Source organism: Rhodococcus sp. 05-339-2 (assembly GCF_002258965.1).
GTDB lineage: Bacteria > Actinomycetota > Actinomycetes > Mycobacteriales > Mycobacteriaceae > Rhodococcoides.
This window is the reverse complement of the sequence record NZ_NOYW01000016.1, coordinates 618416-636013: the sequence shown is the minus strand read 5'-3', so window position 1 is coordinate 636013 and position 17598 is coordinate 618416. Positions and strand designations below refer to the sequence as shown.

The following is a 17598-nucleotide window of genomic DNA, read 5'->3' as shown; positions in this document are numbered from 1 at the left end:
TCAGCCTATCCCTGGAATGTGTCGAACGAGTAGATCGATGAGCCAGATCCCGACGAAGGGGCTGATGACGCCGCCGACGCCGTACACCAACAGATTTCGGCGCAGCAGTGCTGCCGCCGAGGCCGGGGTGTACCGAACACCTTTGAGCGCCAACGGAATCAGTGCAACGATCACCAGCGCATTGAAGATCACCGCCGACAGGATCGCCGATTCCGGCGTCGCCAGATGCATGATGTTCAGTCCACCCAGCTGCGGATAGACGGTGGAGAACATCGCCGGCAGAATCGCGAAGTACTTCGCCAGATCGTTGGCGAGTGAGAACGTCGTCAGCGCGCCACGGGTGATGAGGAGCTGCTTGCCGATCTCGACGATCTCGATCAGTTTGGTCGGGTCGGAATCGAGGTCGACCATGTTGCCGGCTTCCTTGGCCGCAGAGGTGCCGGTGTTCATCGCGACACCAACGTCGGCCTGCGCCAGAGCCGGGGCGTCGTTGGTACCGTCGCCGGTCATCGCGACCAGCCTGCCGCCCTCCTGCTCCTGCCGGATGAGCGTGAGCTTGTCCTCGGGGGTCGCCTCGGCCAGGTAGTCGTCGACGCCTGCCTCGGCGGCAATGGCCTTGGCGGTGAGTGGATTGTCGCCGGTGACCATCACCGTCCGAATTCCCATGGCGCGCAGTTGAGCGAACCGCTCGGCGATGCCCGGCTTGACCACATCGGAGAGTTCGACGACGCCGAGAGCGCGGGCAGCAGAACCGGTTTCGCGGACGGCAACCACCAGCGGGGTACCGCCGTTCTGGGCGATGTCGTGCACGGTGGCGTCGAGGTCCGCTGTGCCGCCGCCCTCACGAATCCAGCCGTAGACCGAATCTGCTGCACCCTTGCGGATCTCCATGCCCGGTAGATCCAGACCGCTCATCCGGGTCTGCGCGGTGAAGGCCACGAACTCGCCGCGCTCGGATTCGCTTTCTGTCGTTACGGATTCGAAGTCACGCTCGACCAGTTCGACGATGCTGCGCCCCTCGGGGGTACCGTCGGCCAACGACGACAACCGGGCGGCGCGCGCCAGCTCGACGGCATCGATGCCCGTAGCCGGGTGCAGTCCGGTCGCGCGCCGATTACCGAAGGTGATGGTTCCGGTCTTGTCCATCAGCAACGTGTCGATGTCACCTGCCGCTTCCACGGCACGGCCGGACATCGCCAGTACGTTGCGTTGCACCAACCGGTCCATTCCCGCGATGCCGATGGCCGAGAGCAGTGCCCCGATGGTCGTCGGAATCAGGCAGACCAACAGCGCGATCAGCTGGATGGGATCCTGCTGCTGCCCTGCGTAATCGGACATCGGACCGATGGCCACCACCGCGAAGAGGAACACGATCGTCAGCGAGGCGAGCAGGATGTTCAGAGCGATCTCGTTCGGCGTCTTCTGCCGAGCCGCGCCCTCGACGAGCGCGATCATCCGATCCACGAACGTCTCACCCTGGGCTGCAGTGATTTTCACGACGATCTCGTCGGAGAGCACAATGGTGCCGCCGGTGACTGCGGATCGATCGCCGCCGGACTCGCGGACCACGGGTGCCGACTCGCCGGTGATCGCGGATTCGTCGACGGTGGCGATGCCCTCGATGACGTCACCGTCACCGGGGATGACCTCGCCTGCCGAGACGATCACCTCGTCGCCGACATTCAGTTCCGCGCCGGCCACCTCGGTGACGACGAATTCGGCACCGGAGGGAGTGCGTCGTCGAGCAACGGTGTCTTGCTTCACTTTACGTAAGCTTGCTGCCTGAGCCTTGCCGCGCCCTTCGGCGACGGACTCGGCGAGGTTGGCGAAGAGCACGGTGAACCACAACCACCCGGTGACGAACCACGCGAACACCGACGGTTCGGCGATCGAGAGGACGGTGGTGACGATGGAGCCGAGGAACACGACGAACATGACCGGGTTGCGGGCCAAGTGTCGTGGATCGAGTTTGCGGAACGCTCCGGGTACGGCCGTTCTCAGTGACAGGTTCATTGCATGGCCTCTGCTATGGGTCCGAGAGCAAGTGCGGGGAAGAAGGTGAGGGCGGCGACGAGGATCGCGGTACCGATCAGCAAGCTGCCGAACAGCGGACCGTCGGTGGGGAGGGTTCCTGCGTTCGGTGCGCTGCGTTTGGTCGTCGCCAGTGAGCCGGCCAGCGCCAGTACGAAGACGATCGGCAGGAAGCGGCCGAGCAGCATGGCGATGCCGAGGGAGATCTGGAACCAGTCGCTGGTGACCGTCAGTCCACCGAAGGCGCTGCCGTTGTTGTTGGACGCCGACGCATACGCGTAGAGCACCTCGGTGAACCCGTGGATGCCGGGATTGCCCTGATAACTCGTGGTGGATTCGAGAATCACGGTGATGGACGTGCCGACGAGCACGAGGATCGGCATCACCAGTACCGACAACGCTGCCATCGTGATGGCGCGTCGGCCCAGTTTCTTGCCGAGGAATTCCGGGGTCCGACCGACGAGGAGACCACCGACGAAGACGGCGATGACCGCGAGCACGAGCAACCCGTACAGACCGGTGCCGACACCGCCGGGCGCGATCTCGCCGAACAGCATGTTCAGCAGCACGGCACCGCCACCGAGCGCGGACATGCTGTCGTGCGCGGAATTGACTGCGCCGGTGGATGTTCCGGTGGTGGAGACGGCGAACAAGGCCGAGGCCGGAATGCCGAAGCGTACTTCCTTGCCTTCCATCATCGCGCCTGCAGCCGTTGCTGCGACTCCCCGAGTACCGGACTCGGCATAGAGGGTGACCGCCAGCAGGACTCCCCACAGTGTTGCCATCACCGCAAGCAACGTCAGACCCTGCTTGCGGTTGCCGATCATGGTGCCGAAGGTGCGGGTGAGTGCAACCGGGATCAACAGCAGAGAGATGATCTGCACGATGTTGGTCAGCGGGGTCGGGTTCTCGAAGGGATGCGCGGAGTTGGCCGCGAGAATGCCGCCGCCATTGGTGCCGATTTCCTTGATCGCCTCCTGGGAGGCAACGGGCGCAAGCGCATTGGTGACCGTCTGTCCGTCCAGGCCGGTCGAGGTGAAGCCGGTGGAGAAGGACATGATGGTGCCCTGCGTCAGTAGGATGACGGCCACCAGCAGCGAGAGCGGCAGCAGAATGCGCAGCGTTCCGCGGGTGAGATCGACCCAGAAGTTGCCGAGTTCACCGCCTGTGGACACACGCACGAAGCCGCGGATGACGGCGATCGCGACGGCGAGACCGACTGCGGCGGAGACGAAGTTCTGCACCGCAAGGCCCAGCGGCTGCGTCAGGTTCGACAGCGTGGTCTCGGGGACGTACGACTGCCAGTTGGTGTTGGTGACGAACGACGCCGCGGTGTTGAAGGCCATCGCCGGGCTGACCCCCGACAGGCCCCCGTTCAGCGGCAACACGCCTTGGATCCGCTGGAGTACGAACAGGAACACGACGCCGGCGAACGAAAACCCGAGCAGGCTGGTGGAGTAGCCGACCCACGTCTGTTCCGAGGACGAATTCACCCGGGCCACCCGATAGAGCAGGCGCTCGACACGCGTGTCGTGGGACGAGTCGAACACCCGGGCCATGTAGTCGCCGAGCGGCACGTACGCCACGGCCAGGACGACGATCACAGCGCAGATTTGGAAGAACCCAACCACGTCAGAACCTCTCCGGATCGAGGAGAGCGACGAACAGGTACACCGCGACGAACGCGGCCACCGTGAGACAGAGCAATTCGGTCATTGCTCGATCCTGGATCCCGCTACCGGCCACAGCCGGTTTCCTTACGCTTTCTTACGACCGCAACCAGCGGCTATGACGCAATATTTACGCCTACCGCTCCTCGATGTCGTCGACGCGTATCTCCACCACATCGCGATCGAGAGTGACGCCGAGAAGATCCGAGACGACATCGATCGCGATGGTCGCCAGCTCGTCTCCCGCAGCCTGCAGGTCGTCGCCGTACACCCCGATCACCGCGACGAACAGACCGATGCAGGCGTGGTCGTCGAGATGGAGGTCGATCTCGATCGGCTGCGCACCGTGAACGTCCGCCAGAGCACGACGGAGCGTGGTCTTGACGATGTGGTCGCTGACCTGCAGCGAGTCCTTCGGATCGGCGCCGGAGCCGGCAGGAAAGGCGCTGTCGACGGGCCACGTACGCCTGGTCGTATTACGGACCTTCGAGATGATGGATGCGCTGATATCCACCCAATTCGGTTCCTGAGGTGCGTCCCGAAGTTCGGTGGCAGCACGCGCGAGAACCGAATCCGGCTCTACTGGGTTCGCCATGTTGCCAACCTTTCGCTCAATGTTGCTCGTGCTCTGGTCAACTGACCACGTACCGCTCCTGCGGACAACGTCATGATCGCGCCGATCTCCGGGTGAGTCAGGCCCTCGACCTCGCGGAGCAGCCAGCAGGCTCGCTGGCGGTAGGGCAGTTCGGCCAGTGCGACTCCGAGTTCGGCCATGAAGCTGTCGGCCTCGACATCCGCCTCGGGATCACTGCCCGCCCCGGTGCTCTTTCGCTCGAATACCCAATCTTCTGCGGGAGGAACGCTGCGACGTCGTCGATGATCGATCACTTTGTGCGACACCAACGAGAACAACCATGTTCGCAGAGCCGAGTCGCCTCGAAAGTTGTCCAGCCCCTTCCACGCTGCGACGAACGCGTCCTGCACCACCTCCTCGGCCGCACCCTGATCGGACAGCATGTTTCGCGCGTACCGAAACATCTCCGGACCGTAGCGCCGGACGATCTCCTCGAACGCATCCGTCTCGCCGAGCGCGGCTGCGCCGACGAGTACGCGGTCCGATGCATCAACCCACTCCATCGGGCCCCCAGTTCACGTAGCGGTCATCGATCACGCATGTCTTCGATACCGGTTTACCAGCGGACGTAATCTATGACGTAGATCACTTTATTCGGACGTGCGTTTCGACCACCGAGCTACGACCAACTCCTGTCACACACTCTGCACGACATCCAACGAAGAGAGGCATTCATGAGCTCCACGACGGACACCAAGGCAACCGTATCCGCAGCAGGCGAGGGAAAGACCGACATCACCACCAAGTCGGACTCCGTGCTCGTCAGCTCGCAGGGCCGCACCACCATTGCCGACACCGTCGTCTCCAAGATCGCCGGTATCGCCACCCGTGAGGTCCAGGGCGTCCACGCCGTCGGCGGCGGAGCGAGCCGCGCGATCGGTGCCCTGCGCGAGCGCATCCCCGGTGCCCGCGTCAACCAGTCGCAGGGCGTCTCGGTGGAGGTCGGCGAGCGTCAGGCCGCAGTCGACATCGACATCGTCGCCGACTACGGCGTCTCCATCGCAGACCTCGCAGCGGGCATTCGTCGCAACGTCATCAACGCCGTCGAGCGTATGACCGGTCTCGAGGTCACCGAGGTCAACATCGTCGTTCACGACATCTACCTCGACGACGGCTCGGACGACGAGGAGACCACCGAGGCTCCCTCCACCCGAGTGCAGTGACCGATCCGCACATGACGGAGCGTGACAGGTCCGAGGACATCGCCGACGCCGTACTGGCGGTCGACGGTGTCGTCGGGCTGCACGGCGGCATGTTCGGCGAGGCAGCTACCTACCTTCCCGGACGACGCATCGCCGGCATCCGGATCGGCGACGAAGGCACCGAGGTTCACGTCACTCTCGAGTTCGGGGTTGCGGTACGCGAAACCGCCGACGCCGTGCGCAGCACAGTGGCAGCGATGGTCGACGGGCCCGTGCACGTCACCGTCGAGGACATTGTGCGAGTCTGACCAGGTGAACGAGCATGCAGCGCACGACCGAGCCGCCGCCTACAAGGCGGCTCGGCGCGCTGTGGCGCGCGAACACCACCCGGATCTCGGTGGAGATCCGGCTCGCTACATGGCCGAACTCGCCGAGGTCGACAGACGCTTCGCCGTACTTCCCTCGACTCCGACCAATGCGGCGAGCGCGCCGACGGCATTCCGCGCCTCGCCGATTCCGTCCCCGCTACGCACTCTGCCCAAGCGGATCGCTCGGATCCGCAAACGCGTCACCAGGCGCAACTACTTCGAACTCTGAGTGGAGATCAACACCATGACCACTGCAACCATCGGTTTGTTCGTGGGACTTCTGCTGGCCATCGCCGCAGCGGCCGGCGGTTTCACCGGCTTCCTCATCGCCATCGTGCTCGGCGGCCTCGGATTCTTCGTCGGCCGCTACGTCGACGGCGAACTGGACCTGAACTCGATCATGCGTGGTCGCGGTCGTGACTGAAACAGCTGCTGTAGACCCCGGTGAGCGCGGCTCTCTGGAGATCAAGCACAAGGCCGTCGAGCGACTCGCCGTCCTCGCTGCCCGCAGCACCGACGCGGTCGCCGGACCCCAGCCCGGACTGCGGGTCCTGGGTGGGCGTGACCTACCCAAGGCCGACGTGACGATCAGCGGCTCCCGCGTTCGCGCTCAGGTCGCGGTAGCGGTCACCTGGCCCTCGCCGCTGGCGAAGGTAGCCGCTGACGTTCGCGCCGCAGTCGCACGAGACCTGTCCGAACTGGGCATCTACACCGTCGACCGAGTCGATGTCACCGTCCAATGCGTACCCGCCGAGACCACCCGTGAAGAAGGGAGAGTGCAATGAGCGAGAAGGCAAGCAAGAAGCCGGTAGCCAATCCCACCGCAGCCGTACCCGCAATCCTGTTCGCGCTCGTCCTCATCGGTGCCGGCGTGGTCCTCGGCCGCGAGGCGCTGCTGAACCTGGGTGCCATCGACGGCCCCCAGTGGGTCGGCCCCGCCGCCACGAGCCTGGACGGACTCACCGCGCAGCCGTGGATGCTGCCGGGAGGAATCGCGGCAGTCGTGGTCGGGTTCGTTCTCGTCATCGCTGCACTGCGTCCTCGGCGACGCACCCACCGAGCCCTCTCCGAGCAGGACGTCTGGCTCCGCAAGGGCGACGTCGCAACTGTTGCCCGCACCGCCGCACTCGACAGCGTCGGCGTCGATTCCGCAACCGCCAAGGCCGGCAACAAGAAGGTCACCGTCGCGGTGGCCACCGTCGCCGGCACGGACACCGCGGAGCTGAAGTCCTCGGTCGTCACCTCCGTGGACGACGCCCTCCGCCCACTCGCGTCGGCTCCCAAGGTCCGCACCCGAGTGCGAACGACAGGACAAGCATCGTGAAACGCGCAACCGCTTCGGTCGACCGAACCAGCACCGCCGTCGTCGGCCTCGCCCTGATCGCCCTCGGCGGCGGAGCAATTGCCTGGGAGCAAGGAAGGTTTCCCGGTCGCGAACGTCTCGACGCGGCCTTCGTCGACACTGCCGTCGACGCAGGCTGGTGGCCCTGGGCTCTCGCAGCAGCCGCCATCGTCCTCGTGCTGCTCGGTCTGTGGTGGCTCCTCGCGCACCTGCCGCGACGTTCGGTCGGCACCGTCGCCTTCGCGTCGTCAGCGGATGCAGATGTCGACGGCCGACTCAGCGTCGACCTGGGAACCGCTGCCCGGAGCGCCGCGAAATCCTTGGCCGCTCACGAGGGCGTCGTATCGGCGACCGGCCGTTCGGTGTCCGATCGCGGTCAGAGAGTCGTCGAGATCACCGCGACGCTCGACCCCGCGGTGACGTCCCTCGACAAGGTGGCAGGCGCAGCGGCGCAGACGCGCAACGACATCGTGACGTCCCTCGACGGAACACCGGCGGCCGTCCGAATCCTGCTGCAGTGCGGCAAGTCTCGGAAGCATGTCGTTCGCGTCAGCTGACGCCTGCGGAGAGCTCGATCTCCCCGATCAACCCATGGTGGTCCGATCCGGGGAGATCGATTCGTTCCAGAGAACGAGCACGACCGGTGTTGGTGAGAATGTGGTCGATCCCGACGACGGCGGGTGTTCCCTTGTCGGTGGGGTACGTGGGAATCAGCCCCTTCCCCAATTGCGCTGCAGCGTCGGAATATCCGGCATCGAGTAGGTTGCGGAACTTCTTGTGCGAATACGTCGTGTTGAAGTCGCCGCTGACGATCACCGGCCCAGTGACCGACGCCGCCGCCAGATCGTCTCGGAGCGTGTCCAATTCGGCGGTCCAGATGTCGGCCGGGGTGACGTAGGCGGGCCCGGGATGCACCGCCAGCAGCGTGACCGGCTCGGAACCGGGGACCTCGACCTCGGTGGCCAGATTCACCGGACCGTATCCGTCGAGTTCACGGTTGCCCGAGATCGGGTAACGGCTGTAGATTCCGGCTCCGCCGCCGCCTGTCACGTACGGCTGGAGGTAGCTGTAAGGGAAGAGCTCCTCCATGCCGGCGTCGCGGAGGCCGACCACCGACGCATCGGTCAGTTCCTGGATCGTGACGACGTCGACGGAGTGATCGCGGGCCTGACCGACCACGACAGTCGGATCGGCCAGCCCGATCATCAGGTTCGCCTGCATCACACGCAGCCGCACGCCCTCGCTGCCCGTCGCGTCCTCGGGTGCCGCGTCCGCCACGTAGAGCGGTGCATAGGCGAATGCGCCTGCAGCAAGCACCAGCGCAGAAACTCCCGCCAGGACCCAGCGCCGACCGATCAGCGCCACCAGGGCAACGACCACGACAGCGATGAACATCAATGGAACGAACGACGCCAGCGCGATCAGGACGTTGACCCGGGTGTCGGTGTAGTAGACGCCCAGTGCGACGAGCCCGGTCACGATGCCCAGAATGGCGATCGTTCCGGTGAGAATTCGTATCCAGGTTCGTTGCATCGAACCGAGGGTAGCTACGCCCGGATGCCGATGGCCAACGCTGTGATGGTCGTCCAGGTCAGCGACAACAATCCACGCACCGCCGAGAACGAGAACGCCGTGGACCACACCGTACGCGTCGACGGTTCCTCGACCGGAAGTCCGGCGAATCGATCGGCCAGCCAATCCAGCGTCAGTGGCGCACTGAGCGGGTGCAGCGACAGGTGTTCGCTCAGCCGATCCCGTAGATAGGTCACGTGCGCACCGGCCTCGAGGTACCGATCCACCTGCCCGTCCACGTCGTCGACGGCGATGATCTGATCGTGCACCGACTGGACGACCAGCAACGGAGCCGTCGGAGCCGTTCGTCCCGGCTGGATATCCAGGAACACCTGCACGATCTCGGGCAGCGCCAACAGATCGGCCAGCGGAACGTCGATGTAGTGGTCCAGGTCGTGTCGAGCCAGTTTGCTCACCGCACGCACGGTCGTCATCGACTCGACGGAATCGAGAATGCGCATTCCGTCCTCGTTGACGTGCTCGCGAATCACCCGATCGAGCTCGGGGTAGGTGCGCCGTAGGCCCGCCACCACCAGCGTCGGCAACGCTGCGTGCAGCGTCGCATTGAGCCGGGTGAACGCCGACCCCGGATCTCCGACGGGCGAGCCGAGAGCGGCACCGACCACCTCGATCTCAGGCGCGTACTCCGGCGCCATCTCCGCCGCCCAGGACGTCGCGAGTCCGCCGCCCGAGTAGCCCCACAGCGCAACCGGCGTACTCGAATGCAGGTCGAGCGGCTCGAACGACAACGCCGCGCGAACGGCGTCGAGCGTGCAGAACCCGGGTTCCTGCGGCGAACCCCAATGTCCGTCGGGACCCTCGTGATCCGGGATCGAGATGGTCCACCCACGGCGCAAGGCATGAAGTACAAGCAGGAACTCGAACTGCGGAACTGCACCTAACGCCCGGGAACCACGCCGAAGCGCGTACGACGGGAAACACGAGGACGCGACGCCGTCGATCGCACACTGATACGACAGCAGAACCGGTTCGGCGTTGCGCGGACGCAACACCGTCGTGACGCTGGCCTGGGGAAAACCGCCGAGATCAGCGGTGCGATAGAGCAGCTGCCACGCGTCGATTCGCTGGCGTACGCGACCGAACATCGCGACCTCGACCGGCCGCACCTTCAGAATCGTCCCGGGTGGAGCTGCCTCGTATCCCTCGGGCGCTGCATAGAAGGGATCGTCCTCGGGCCTGGTCGCGTCACTGCAGCTCGGTGCTCGTTCCACCGGCCAGGGCTGTTCGTCCCCCAATGATCTGTCGACGCTCATGTCCCACCGCTTCTTGTCCGAGTCTCGTCGTCACACTAACTTGCCCTCGACGACGCCGTTTCATGCAGCCCGCTGCCAATTGGTGATCAGGACATCGGTCGCGTAGCTGAGATCGAGGCCTTCGCCACCCCAGTCCGGAACGATGGCGTCGGATGCGATACCGCCGTACTGTCGCCTGATTTCGTCGGCGTCTCCCGACATCGCGGGAGCGTGGATGATCTCGGTTCCCGAGGGATGGCGAAACGAGAAGCGTTGATCGCCGAGGGCTTCGATGAAGAAATATCCGTCGTGCAACGCTCGGTGGTGTTCGCCGCACAGCAGGACCAGGTTGTCGAGTGACGTCGCACCTCCCCGTGAGCGATAGGTGACGTGGTGAGCATGCAGAAATCGGGTGCGGCCGCACCCGGGTACCGTGCAGCATCGATCCCGAATGATCAACTGACGCAATTGGGTTCGGCTCGGGACTTTCGCCGTCGAACTCCACCGCACAGTTCTACCCAGCCGGCCGTGGCCGACGGTCCGCATGACCGCGGAACACAGCACCTGAGCGAGGGTCTCGTCGTCGAGGCCTGGCCCGTCGTCGAAATGAGCGTGGTCGGACCCTGCTTCGTCGACCCCACCGATGTGCACCAGCACCTCGGCAGCAGGAGAGACGACCGGTGAATCCATCGCAGCGCAGACCATCTCGGCCATGGCAATCATCGCCGGCACCGGGTTGGGCGGTGCCGGGGCCGCCCGGTCACCCTCGGATTCGCCGTCGGTCCTGGTGCGCTCGTAGTCCGCCCTGGTCAATGCAGCGAGAAACCGCTTGCCGTCCTCGGGCCGAAAGCGGGCCGTCAGCACGAGCGAGCCGTCGTCCTCGTCCCAGCGCCACCGCCCGGCGCACGGGTCGAGGTCGACGCCGTTTCCCTTGGTCGGACGCATCGCCTTCTTCAGACCACGGCAGAGGCGTTCGATGTGCGCAGCCGGGGCGTCGAGCGCCTTCTGCAGCAACGACGCCTCGTTCTCGGCCGTCGCAACGCGAGTCATCGCGCGCACCTTCGAGTACGAGATGGTGCCGCTCCGATACGCCGAGGTGATCAGCGGCAGCTCTCGCATGGCCTTGGCCACGCGCACCTGCTCACGAGCGGTGTGCAGATCGACCCCCGCACGCCACGACAACCAGTGCGCACAGGACCGCACTTCCCAACCCGCCCATCCGCGTCGCGCATCGAACTCGCCCACCAGAATCAGATACTGCGCCGACGCCGCCGCGATCCGACCTGCCAGAGCGCAGATTTCGGTCTCGATTTCCTTCGTCTCGATCCGCCCCGCCTCGGATCCCGCGTCGGCCATGTCGATCATGAACGCCCCCATTCATCGAATACATGTTCGAGAAATGTACGACGAGGCACCGACAGAAACCCTCCCACGATGCCCGACGCGTCCCCGCGGGGACGTTGTCACGAGGCGATGCGCCGGGCACGGGAGTCGGCCGCGACACATCCGGCACCCTCTGGGCAGCGAATGCCCTACATGGCCGAAGCACGCAAGTCTCTCGCGCGCTTTCCCAGTCCGCTGCGCGGCACGTGGTTGACGTCGCTGTTCGGCGCAGTTCTGCTCGTCGCGCTGCCCATAGTCATCGTGACGGGATTGCTCTCGTACAGCGCCTACGGTCCACAGTTCGGCCAGGCCAGGCCGGGTGCCGTCGGGTGGCTGCGCTTGCCGTTCTTCGACTGGCCGACGAATCCGGCATGGCTCTACCAGCTCACGCAGGGTCTGCACGTCGGACTCGGCCTGATCATCGTGCCGCTCGTCATCGCCAAACTGTGGTCGGTGATGCCCAAGCTCTTCGAACTACCACCGGTGCGATCGCCGGCACATGCGCTCGAACGACTGTCGCTGCTGGCACTGGTCGGGGGCCTGCTGTTCGAGATCGTGACGGGTGTTCTCAACATTCAGTACGACTACGTGTTCGGTTTCGACTTCTACGCCGCTCACTACTTCGGTGCCTGGGTGTTCATCTCCGGATTCCTCGTACACCTCGCGCTCAAGGTCCCGCTGATGTGGAGGACCCTGAGGTCGGAGTCGTTGATGGACGTACTGCGCGCCAGGAACGAAGCTCCGGACGAGCAGAAGAACGACGACCGACCGGCGACCATGGGTCGACGCGGTGCCATCGGATTGGTCGCTGCCGGAATGGGTTTCGTTGCCGTGTTGACAGTAGGACAGACGGTCGGCGGAGTACTGCGCAAGGCCGCGATCCTGCTGCCCCGCGGACGCTCGTACGGCGACGGCCCCAACGACTTTCAGATCAACCGAACGGCCGAAGCAGCCGGGATCACCGAGGCGCAGACCGGGCCCGACTGGCAACTGACGATCAGCAGCGCGGCCGAGGACGCCGTCCCGATCGTGCTGTCCCGCGGCAGGCTGCTGTCGATGCCGCAGCGCACTGCCGAACTGCCGATCGCGTGCGTCGAAGGATGGTCCACCACGCAGACGTGGACCGGTGTCCCATTGGCCGAACTCGCTGCGCTGGCGGGCGTACCCGCACCGCGATCGGCAGAGGTGAGCTCGCTGGAGCAGAACGGAGCCTTCACTCGTGCGGTGTTGCAGGGAAATCAAGCGGCGCACCCGAATTCGTTGCTGGCCTTGAAAGTCAACGGTGTCGATCTCTCGCTCGATCACGGATTCCCCGCGCGAGTGATCGTTCCTGCCCTTCCGGGTGTCCACAACACCAAGTGGGTTGCTCGCATCGTGTTCCGTTCGTGACTTCCAGCTGTGGCTGTTCAAACCTCCGTCGATGGTAAAGAATCGGTGATCGGCGGCCCGTGGGGCCGCCGACGAGGGTCACTCCCTCGCCTGGATGAGTTCCGAAGGTCATGACATCATGCTTGCTTTGTCCAGAAGCCTCCTCGTCGCAAGTGCAGCTCTCACGCTGCTGTTCGCCGCAGGCTGTTCATCGTCCGAAGCCGGCAACGCCGTCGCTGCCGACACCACAGCCGCCTCGACGTCCGCCGCTACCAGCACCACCGACGGCGTCTCGGGCCAAGAGGGCATCGACGCCGGCGGCTCCACCGACATCGATGTCGAGATCGGTCAGTGCGTCCAACTCGGCGGGACGATGACGGCCGCCACCATCGACAACGCCGAATGCGGCAGCATGGAATCGAACTACAAGGTGATCGCCAAGGCCGAGCAGAACGAGCAGTGCCCCACAGACGTCAATCAGACCTACTACGAGACGCTCGACGGTGTGGAACAGGGCGCACTGTGCCTCGACGTCGACTGGGTGGTCGGCGGCTGCATGAGCGTGCCCACCGTGGGTATGGACGAGCCCTCACGGGTCGACTGCAGCGACCCCGACGCCACCGACGTCGAACAGGTCACCGAAATCAAGACCGGTACCGCCGATCCCAACGAATGCCCCGAGGGCGGATTCGCCTACGACGCCAGGCAATTCGTCGTCTGCACCACGACGATCTCCTAGTCGAGCTGCGCCGTCACCATCTGCGTGACGTAGCGGTAGTCCACGTAGCCGTGGCGGGCGATGGCCGCGTGCACTGCGCCCAGGACCTCGCCGCGGCACCGGTCGTCCAGAGCGAGATGGCTCGAATACGTGGCGGCCATGGCGCAGAACTCGTCTGCGGAGTAGCGCTGGACCCACTCGTACGTCGAGGTCGTCCACGGACCGAAGCCGGCAGCGCGCGGCACGTTGGACTCCGGTTGCGTACCGAGAGAACGCACCAACAGGTGCGCCACTTCGGGCTCGGTTGCGTCGTAGGCCGCCCTGACCGCTTCCCATGCCGGGCCATCGAGGTCGCCCGGCATGTTCCACCACAACCGAAGGGAACCGCCGGGGACCAATGCGCGGGCCGCCACTGCAGCTCCTTGCTCGTGGTTCACCCAATGCCAGGATTGGGCGGCAACGACCACATCGAACGCCGCCGCCGGGGCTGCACAATCCTCGAACCGCGACACCTGCACTTCGACGTCGAGGTTCTCGGTACGCCGCCGAACCAGCTCTGCCATAGCCGAATCCGGTTCCACCGCAACAACGGACGCGCCGAGTTCAGCCAACGCAACAGTGGCTTTACCGGTACCTGCCCCCGCCTCGAGCACTCGCATCCCGTCGCCCGCCGCGATGTCCGCGTACAGCTCGGCCGGGTAGCCGGGACGGGCCCGGTCGTAGTTCTCGGCAACCTTGCCGAAGCTCAATGCACGCGATGACTGCTGTCCGTCGGTCACCGCATCGACGGTACCGAGGGTCGACTTGCCAGGAACCGTGCGTTTCGTAAAGAGTGAGACAGGTCACTGAGCAGACCCCGCACGCGAGGAGAGTCGATGACCGAGACCACTGCACCTCCGAAGTGGAAGGTGGTCGGCCCCGGACTGGTGGTCGCCGCAACCGGCATCGGGGCTGCCGACCTCGTCGCGACTCTGGTGGCGGGCTCGCGCTACGGCTACGCCCTGCTCTGGGTCATCATCGTCGGTGTCGTCATGAAAGTCGTTCTGGTGGAAGGTGCCGGCCGCTACACGTTGGCGTCGGGCAACACGATCTTCCAGGGCTGGCGTTCGCTGGGAAAGTGGACGACGGCGTATTTCGCTCCCTACATCGTGATCTGGGGATTCGTCTACGGAGCGGCAGCGATGTCGTCGAGCGCGTTGCCGATCGTCGCACTGTTCCCCGCTTTGGATCTCAAGGTCGTCGCCATCGCGTCCGGACTCCTCGGTTTCGCGCTCATCTGGCTGGGTAGCTACGGATTCTTCGAGAAGATCATCACCGTCTTCGTCGGCATCATGTTCGTGACCGTGATCGGTGCTGCGGTAGTGGCGGTTCCGAACGTCCCCGCGATCGTCAAGGGCATCGTCCCCACCATTCCCGACGGCTCCATCGTGTACGTCCTCGGCCTTGCCGGTGGCGTCGGTGGCACCATCACGCTCGCCGCGTACGGCTACTGGCTGCGCGAGAAAGGCTGGATCACACCGAAATTCATGCGCGTCATGCGTATCGACAATTCGATGGCCTACGTCATCTCCGGCATCTTCGTCCTCGCGATGCTCATCGTCGGTGCCGAACTGCTGTACTCGTCGCAGATCGCGATCTCCACCGGCGATCAGGGCTTGATCCAACTCTCCGACGTGCTCGCGGACCGCTACGGGACGGTGTTCGGCTACGTGTTCCTCATCGGATTCTGGTCGGCGTCGTTCTCGTCGCTGATCGGGGTGTGGAACGGCGTGAGCCTGATGTTCGCGGACTTCGTCGGCAATCTGAAGGGGCTCGAACAGGGTCACCCGGAAACACGAGTGGGAGGCAAGTACTTCCGGTGGTATGTCGCGTGGCTGACGTTCCCGCCCATGGCGTTGCTGTGGCTCGACCAACCGATCGGGCTCGTGCTCGCCTACGGCGTACTCGGCGCTGTGTTCATGCCGTTCTTGGCGGTGACACTGTTGGTACTGCTCAACAGTGATCGCGTGCCGAAGCAGTGGCGCAACGGCTGGTTCACCAACCTGACGCTGGGTGTGTGCGCATTCCTGTTCGCGTGGCTCGCCGTCGACCAGGTCTTGGATGCTCTCGACAAGTACGTGTACTAGTCGGCCGCTTCCAGGCGTGAGCGCAGTGTCGACTCCGTGTGCTTGATCGCCTGACCCACAACGGGTTCCACAACAGCGCCGAGCACCTTGCCCGCGATTCCGCCGGGCAGGCTGTAGCGGAACACAACGTCCAGACGGGTTCCGCCGTCTGCCGTATCCGAGAACGACCACGTGGACGAGTTGGACAGGCCTTCGACCGACTCGAGCGTGAGCCTCTCGTTGTGGACCCATTCGGTGACGTGCACAACGGAGGTGAGGGCCTTAGGACCGATCTGCATCGTCGCGTCGTACGTGGCACCGAGCCCTGAAGTGACCTCGCTCGTCGGCTCGAAACGGGTGATGCCGAACATCCATTGCGGGACGTTCCTGAAGTCGTCCATGTAGGCGAACGCCGCCTCGCGACTGGTCGACGCAACGGCCGAACGATTGATTTCACGCACTCGTGCACCTTAGTACACGCTACGGCGTGTTACGCATACTTTGGTCGTACGTTTCAGCGGCGTACGTACCCCACCTGCTTGTCCACCACGTTCACCAGAGCCGAACCACGGACATATCGGTGGAGGTTGTCCTCGAATAACGCCCACAGGCGCTTGGCGAAGTCGTCGGCATCGCCCGCCAGATGCGCGGTCAGGATGACGTTGTCCATGTGCCACAGCGGACTCGTGTCCGGTAGCGGCTCGACCTCGAACACGTCGAGCACCGCCCACCCGATGCCTCCGTCAGCGAGGGCATCGCACAGGGCTCGTTCGTCGACGACCGGTCCGCGGGCGATATTGACCAGGCCTGCATCGGAACGCATGGCCGAGAGAACCTCCGTGTCGACCAGTGCGCGGGTGGCGTCGGTCAGCGGTGTCGCCAGCACGATCACGTCGTACTCACCCGCATACGACGGCAATCGTCGAACATCGCGGATTCGTCCGAACTCCGAGTCACCGGACCGCTCCGACGTTGCCGACGCATCGACGCGCATACCGAGTGCGCCGAGGACCCGGCCGATCTCGCGGCCGATCGAACCGGGACCGACGACGAGAGCGGCGCGACCGTGAATACCACTGGTAACTCTGTGTTCCCAGACCCGCTCGCGCTGACGAGCAAGCGCCACAGGCAGCTTCTTGACCGACGCCAGAATGCCGGCTGCGACGTACTCCGCAATCGCCCTGTCGAGGATTCCGCCGGAGTTCGTCAGAACCCATCGGCCCTCGCGCAGAACCGGATCGAGCAGTCGATCGACGCCGGCACTCGATGCGTGGATCCAGCGAAGATTCTCGGCATTCGGCCACACGGTTCGCAGATCGGCGGTCTCGAACGTTCGGAACAGCAACACCTCTGCCCACGACACCACACCGGCGAGCTCGTCCATCGTGCAGCTTCGGAAGTCGACTTCGTCGATCGCGGGCAAGGACCTTCTGTCCGAACCACTCTCGACCACAAGCACGTTGATCACGACAACTACTCTTTCCGTACCATGGCACCGTGCTCACCGTAGAAGCCGCAACTGCCGCCGACGCAGCAACGATACTCGGCCTGCGGCACGCAGCCGAGGACTGGCTATCGGACCGAAAAATCGATCAGTGGACACCGCGCGAGGTACCCCTGTCCACTGTCGCTGCGCAGATCGAGGCAGGAGAGTTCTACGTCGCCCGGCGCGAGCCTAGTGGCCCGATAGTCGGTGCGCTGAGACTGATCTGGGCCGATCCCACCATCTGGCCCGAAGAGGATGGGCTCGCCGGGTACGTGCACGGATTGGTGATCGACAGAAGCGAAGCGGGCACCGGGCTCGGCGCGTTGCTGCTGGAGTGGGCGGCGGAGCAAAGCCACCGGGAAGGACGCGCGTTGCTGCGTCTGGACTGCGCCGAGACCAACGGTGCGTTGTGCAATTACTACCTGAATCAGGGTTTCCGCCATGTCGGCCGCCGCGAGTTCGCCGACGGCAGTTCGTGGTTCAGCGTGGCCCTGTTCGAGAAGTCGACCGATCGGTAGTGTCTCGT

Annotated in this window: 22 protein-coding genes; 11 read left to right on the top strand and 11 right to left on the bottom strand. The window is 64.7% G+C overall.

What is annotated here, in order from left to right; genetic code table 11:
- From kdpB to CH273_RS16725, 5 genes are read right to left on the bottom strand one after another with little or no spacing between them, the layout of a single operon-like run.
- Nucleotides 1-2013, bottom strand: a complete 2013-nt coding sequence (gene kdpB / locus CH273_RS16745) for a potassium-transporting ATPase subunit KdpB (protein ID WP_032396874.1) — start codon at nucleotides 2011-2013, stop codon at nucleotides 1-3.
- Complete coding sequence (gene kdpA / locus CH273_RS16740; RefSeq protein ID WP_032396875.1) at nucleotides 2010-3662, bottom strand: potassium-transporting ATPase subunit KdpA; 1653 nt, start codon at nucleotides 3660-3662, stop codon at nucleotides 2010-2012. The genes kdpB and kdpA overlap by 4 nt, the downstream gene beginning before the upstream one ends.
- A gap of 1 nt (nucleotide 3663) precedes the next feature.
- Nucleotides 3664-3777, bottom strand: a complete 114-nt coding sequence (locus CH273_RS16735; RefSeq protein WP_230596946.1) for a potassium-transporting ATPase subunit F — start codon at nucleotides 3775-3777, stop codon at nucleotides 3664-3666.
- Nucleotides 3778-3837: 60 nt separating this feature from the next.
- Entirely contained in the window at nucleotides 3838-4296 is a 459-nt protein-coding gene (locus CH273_RS16730; RefSeq protein ID WP_032396876.1) for a hypothetical protein, read from the bottom strand.
- Entirely contained in the window at nucleotides 4281-4838 is a 558-nt protein-coding gene (locus CH273_RS16725) for an RNA polymerase sigma factor (protein ID WP_032396877.1), read from the bottom strand. The genes CH273_RS16730 and CH273_RS16725 overlap by 16 nt, the downstream gene beginning before the upstream one ends.
- A 171-nt stretch (nucleotides 4839-5009) precedes the next feature.
- Here CH273_RS16725 and CH273_RS16720 point away from each other — a divergent pair, with 171 nt between their 5' ends.
- The 7 genes from CH273_RS16720 to CH273_RS16690 are packed head-to-tail and all read left to right on the top strand — an operon-like array spanning nucleotide 5010 to nucleotide 7744.
- A complete protein-coding gene (locus CH273_RS16720; protein ID WP_032396878.1) occupies nucleotides 5010-5498 on the top strand; it encodes an Asp23/Gls24 family envelope stress response protein in 489 nt (162 codons plus the stop codon).
- An 11-nt stretch (nucleotides 5499-5509) separates the two neighbouring features.
- Nucleotides 5510-5785, top strand: coding sequence for an Asp23/Gls24 family envelope stress response protein (locus tag CH273_RS16715; protein ID WP_032397315.1), 276 nt, complete (start codon nucleotides 5510-5512; stop codon nucleotides 5783-5785).
- A 4-nt stretch (nucleotides 5786-5789) separates the two neighbouring features.
- Complete coding sequence (locus CH273_RS16710; protein WP_032396879.1) at nucleotides 5790-6074, top strand: hypothetical protein; 285 nt, start codon at nucleotides 5790-5792, stop codon at nucleotides 6072-6074.
- A 15-nt stretch (nucleotides 6075-6089) separates the two neighbouring features.
- Entirely contained in the window at nucleotides 6090-6269 is a 180-nt protein-coding gene (locus tag CH273_RS16705; protein WP_032397316.1) for a hypothetical protein, read from the top strand.
- On the top strand, nucleotides 6262-6630 hold the full coding sequence (locus CH273_RS16700; protein ID WP_158462582.1) for an Asp23/Gls24 family envelope stress response protein: 369 nt from the start codon (nucleotides 6262-6264) through the stop codon (nucleotides 6628-6630). Before CH273_RS16705 ends, CH273_RS16700 begins: the two co-directional genes overlap by 8 nt.
- Nucleotides 6627-7169, top strand: coding sequence for a DUF6286 domain-containing protein (locus CH273_RS16695; RefSeq protein ID WP_032396881.1), 543 nt, complete (start codon nucleotides 6627-6629; stop codon nucleotides 7167-7169). Before CH273_RS16700 ends, CH273_RS16695 begins: the two co-directional genes overlap by 4 nt.
- Complete coding sequence (locus CH273_RS16690) at nucleotides 7166-7744, top strand: hypothetical protein (RefSeq protein ID WP_052049929.1); 579 nt, start codon at nucleotides 7166-7168, stop codon at nucleotides 7742-7744. Before CH273_RS16695 ends, CH273_RS16690 begins: the two co-directional genes overlap by 4 nt.
- On the opposite strand, the gene CH273_RS16685 is transcribed toward CH273_RS16690, so the two are convergent.
- From CH273_RS16685 to CH273_RS16675, 3 genes are read right to left on the bottom strand one after another with little or no spacing between them, the layout of a single operon-like run.
- On the bottom strand, nucleotides 7737-8720 hold the full coding sequence (locus CH273_RS16685) for an endonuclease/exonuclease/phosphatase family protein (RefSeq protein ID WP_052049932.1): 984 nt from the start codon (nucleotides 8718-8720) through the stop codon (nucleotides 7737-7739). The two genes, CH273_RS16690 and CH273_RS16685, sit on opposite strands and share 8 nt — an antisense overlap.
- A gap of 14 nt (nucleotides 8721-8734) precedes the next feature.
- Nucleotides 8735-10033 carry a lipase family protein gene (locus tag CH273_RS16680; RefSeq protein WP_032396882.1) on the bottom strand — a complete coding sequence of 433 codons (1299 nt, stop codon included), beginning with the start codon at nucleotides 10031-10033 and terminating at the stop codon, nucleotides 8735-8737.
- 60 nt (nucleotides 10034-10093) lie between these two features.
- Nucleotides 10094-11377 (bottom strand): HNH endonuclease signature motif containing protein, encoded by a 1284-nt coding sequence (locus CH273_RS16675; RefSeq protein WP_179275494.1) that lies wholly within the window; start codon nucleotides 11375-11377, stop codon nucleotides 10094-10096.
- A 171-nt stretch (nucleotides 11378-11548) separates the two neighbouring features.
- Here CH273_RS16675 and CH273_RS16670 point away from each other — a divergent pair, with 171 nt between their 5' ends.
- On the top strand, nucleotides 11549-12784 hold the full coding sequence (locus CH273_RS16670) for a molybdopterin-dependent oxidoreductase (RefSeq protein ID WP_032397319.1): 1236 nt from the start codon (nucleotides 11549-11551) through the stop codon (nucleotides 12782-12784).
- 118 nt (nucleotides 12785-12902) lie between these two features.
- Entirely contained in the window at nucleotides 12903-13502 is a 600-nt protein-coding gene (gene lppU / locus CH273_RS16665; RefSeq protein ID WP_032397320.1) for an LppU family putative lipoprotein, read from the top strand.
- Here lppU and CH273_RS16660 read toward each other — a convergent pair.
- Entirely contained in the window at nucleotides 13499-14260 is a 762-nt protein-coding gene (locus tag CH273_RS16660) for a class I SAM-dependent methyltransferase (RefSeq protein WP_052049936.1), read from the bottom strand. The two genes, lppU and CH273_RS16660, sit on opposite strands and share 4 nt — an antisense overlap.
- Nucleotides 14261-14356: 96 nt before the next feature.
- Here CH273_RS16660 and CH273_RS16655 point away from each other — a divergent pair, with 96 nt between their 5' ends.
- Nucleotides 14357-15607 carry an Nramp family divalent metal transporter gene (locus CH273_RS16655; protein WP_032396884.1) on the top strand — a complete coding sequence of 417 codons (1251 nt, stop codon included), beginning with the start codon at nucleotides 14357-14359 and terminating at the stop codon, nucleotides 15605-15607.
- Here the strand turns inward: CH273_RS16655 and CH273_RS16650 are convergent.
- Both CH273_RS16650 and CH273_RS16645 read right to left on the bottom strand, forming a co-directional pair.
- Nucleotides 15604-16047 (bottom strand): SRPBCC family protein, encoded by a 444-nt coding sequence (locus CH273_RS16650; RefSeq protein ID WP_032396885.1) that lies wholly within the window; start codon nucleotides 16045-16047, stop codon nucleotides 15604-15606. The two genes, CH273_RS16655 and CH273_RS16650, sit on opposite strands and share 4 nt — an antisense overlap.
- Nucleotides 16048-16100: 53 nt before the next feature.
- A complete protein-coding gene (locus CH273_RS16645; RefSeq protein ID WP_032396886.1) occupies nucleotides 16101-17054 on the bottom strand; it encodes a D-2-hydroxyacid dehydrogenase in 954 nt (317 codons plus the stop codon).
- Nucleotides 17055-17083: 29 nt separating this feature from the next.
- On the opposite strand from CH273_RS16645, the gene CH273_RS16640 reads away from it, so the two are divergent.
- Entirely contained in the window at nucleotides 17084-17590 is a 507-nt protein-coding gene (locus CH273_RS16640) for a GNAT family N-acetyltransferase (RefSeq protein WP_032396887.1), read from the top strand.
- Nucleotides 17591-17598 lie beyond the last annotated feature (8 nt).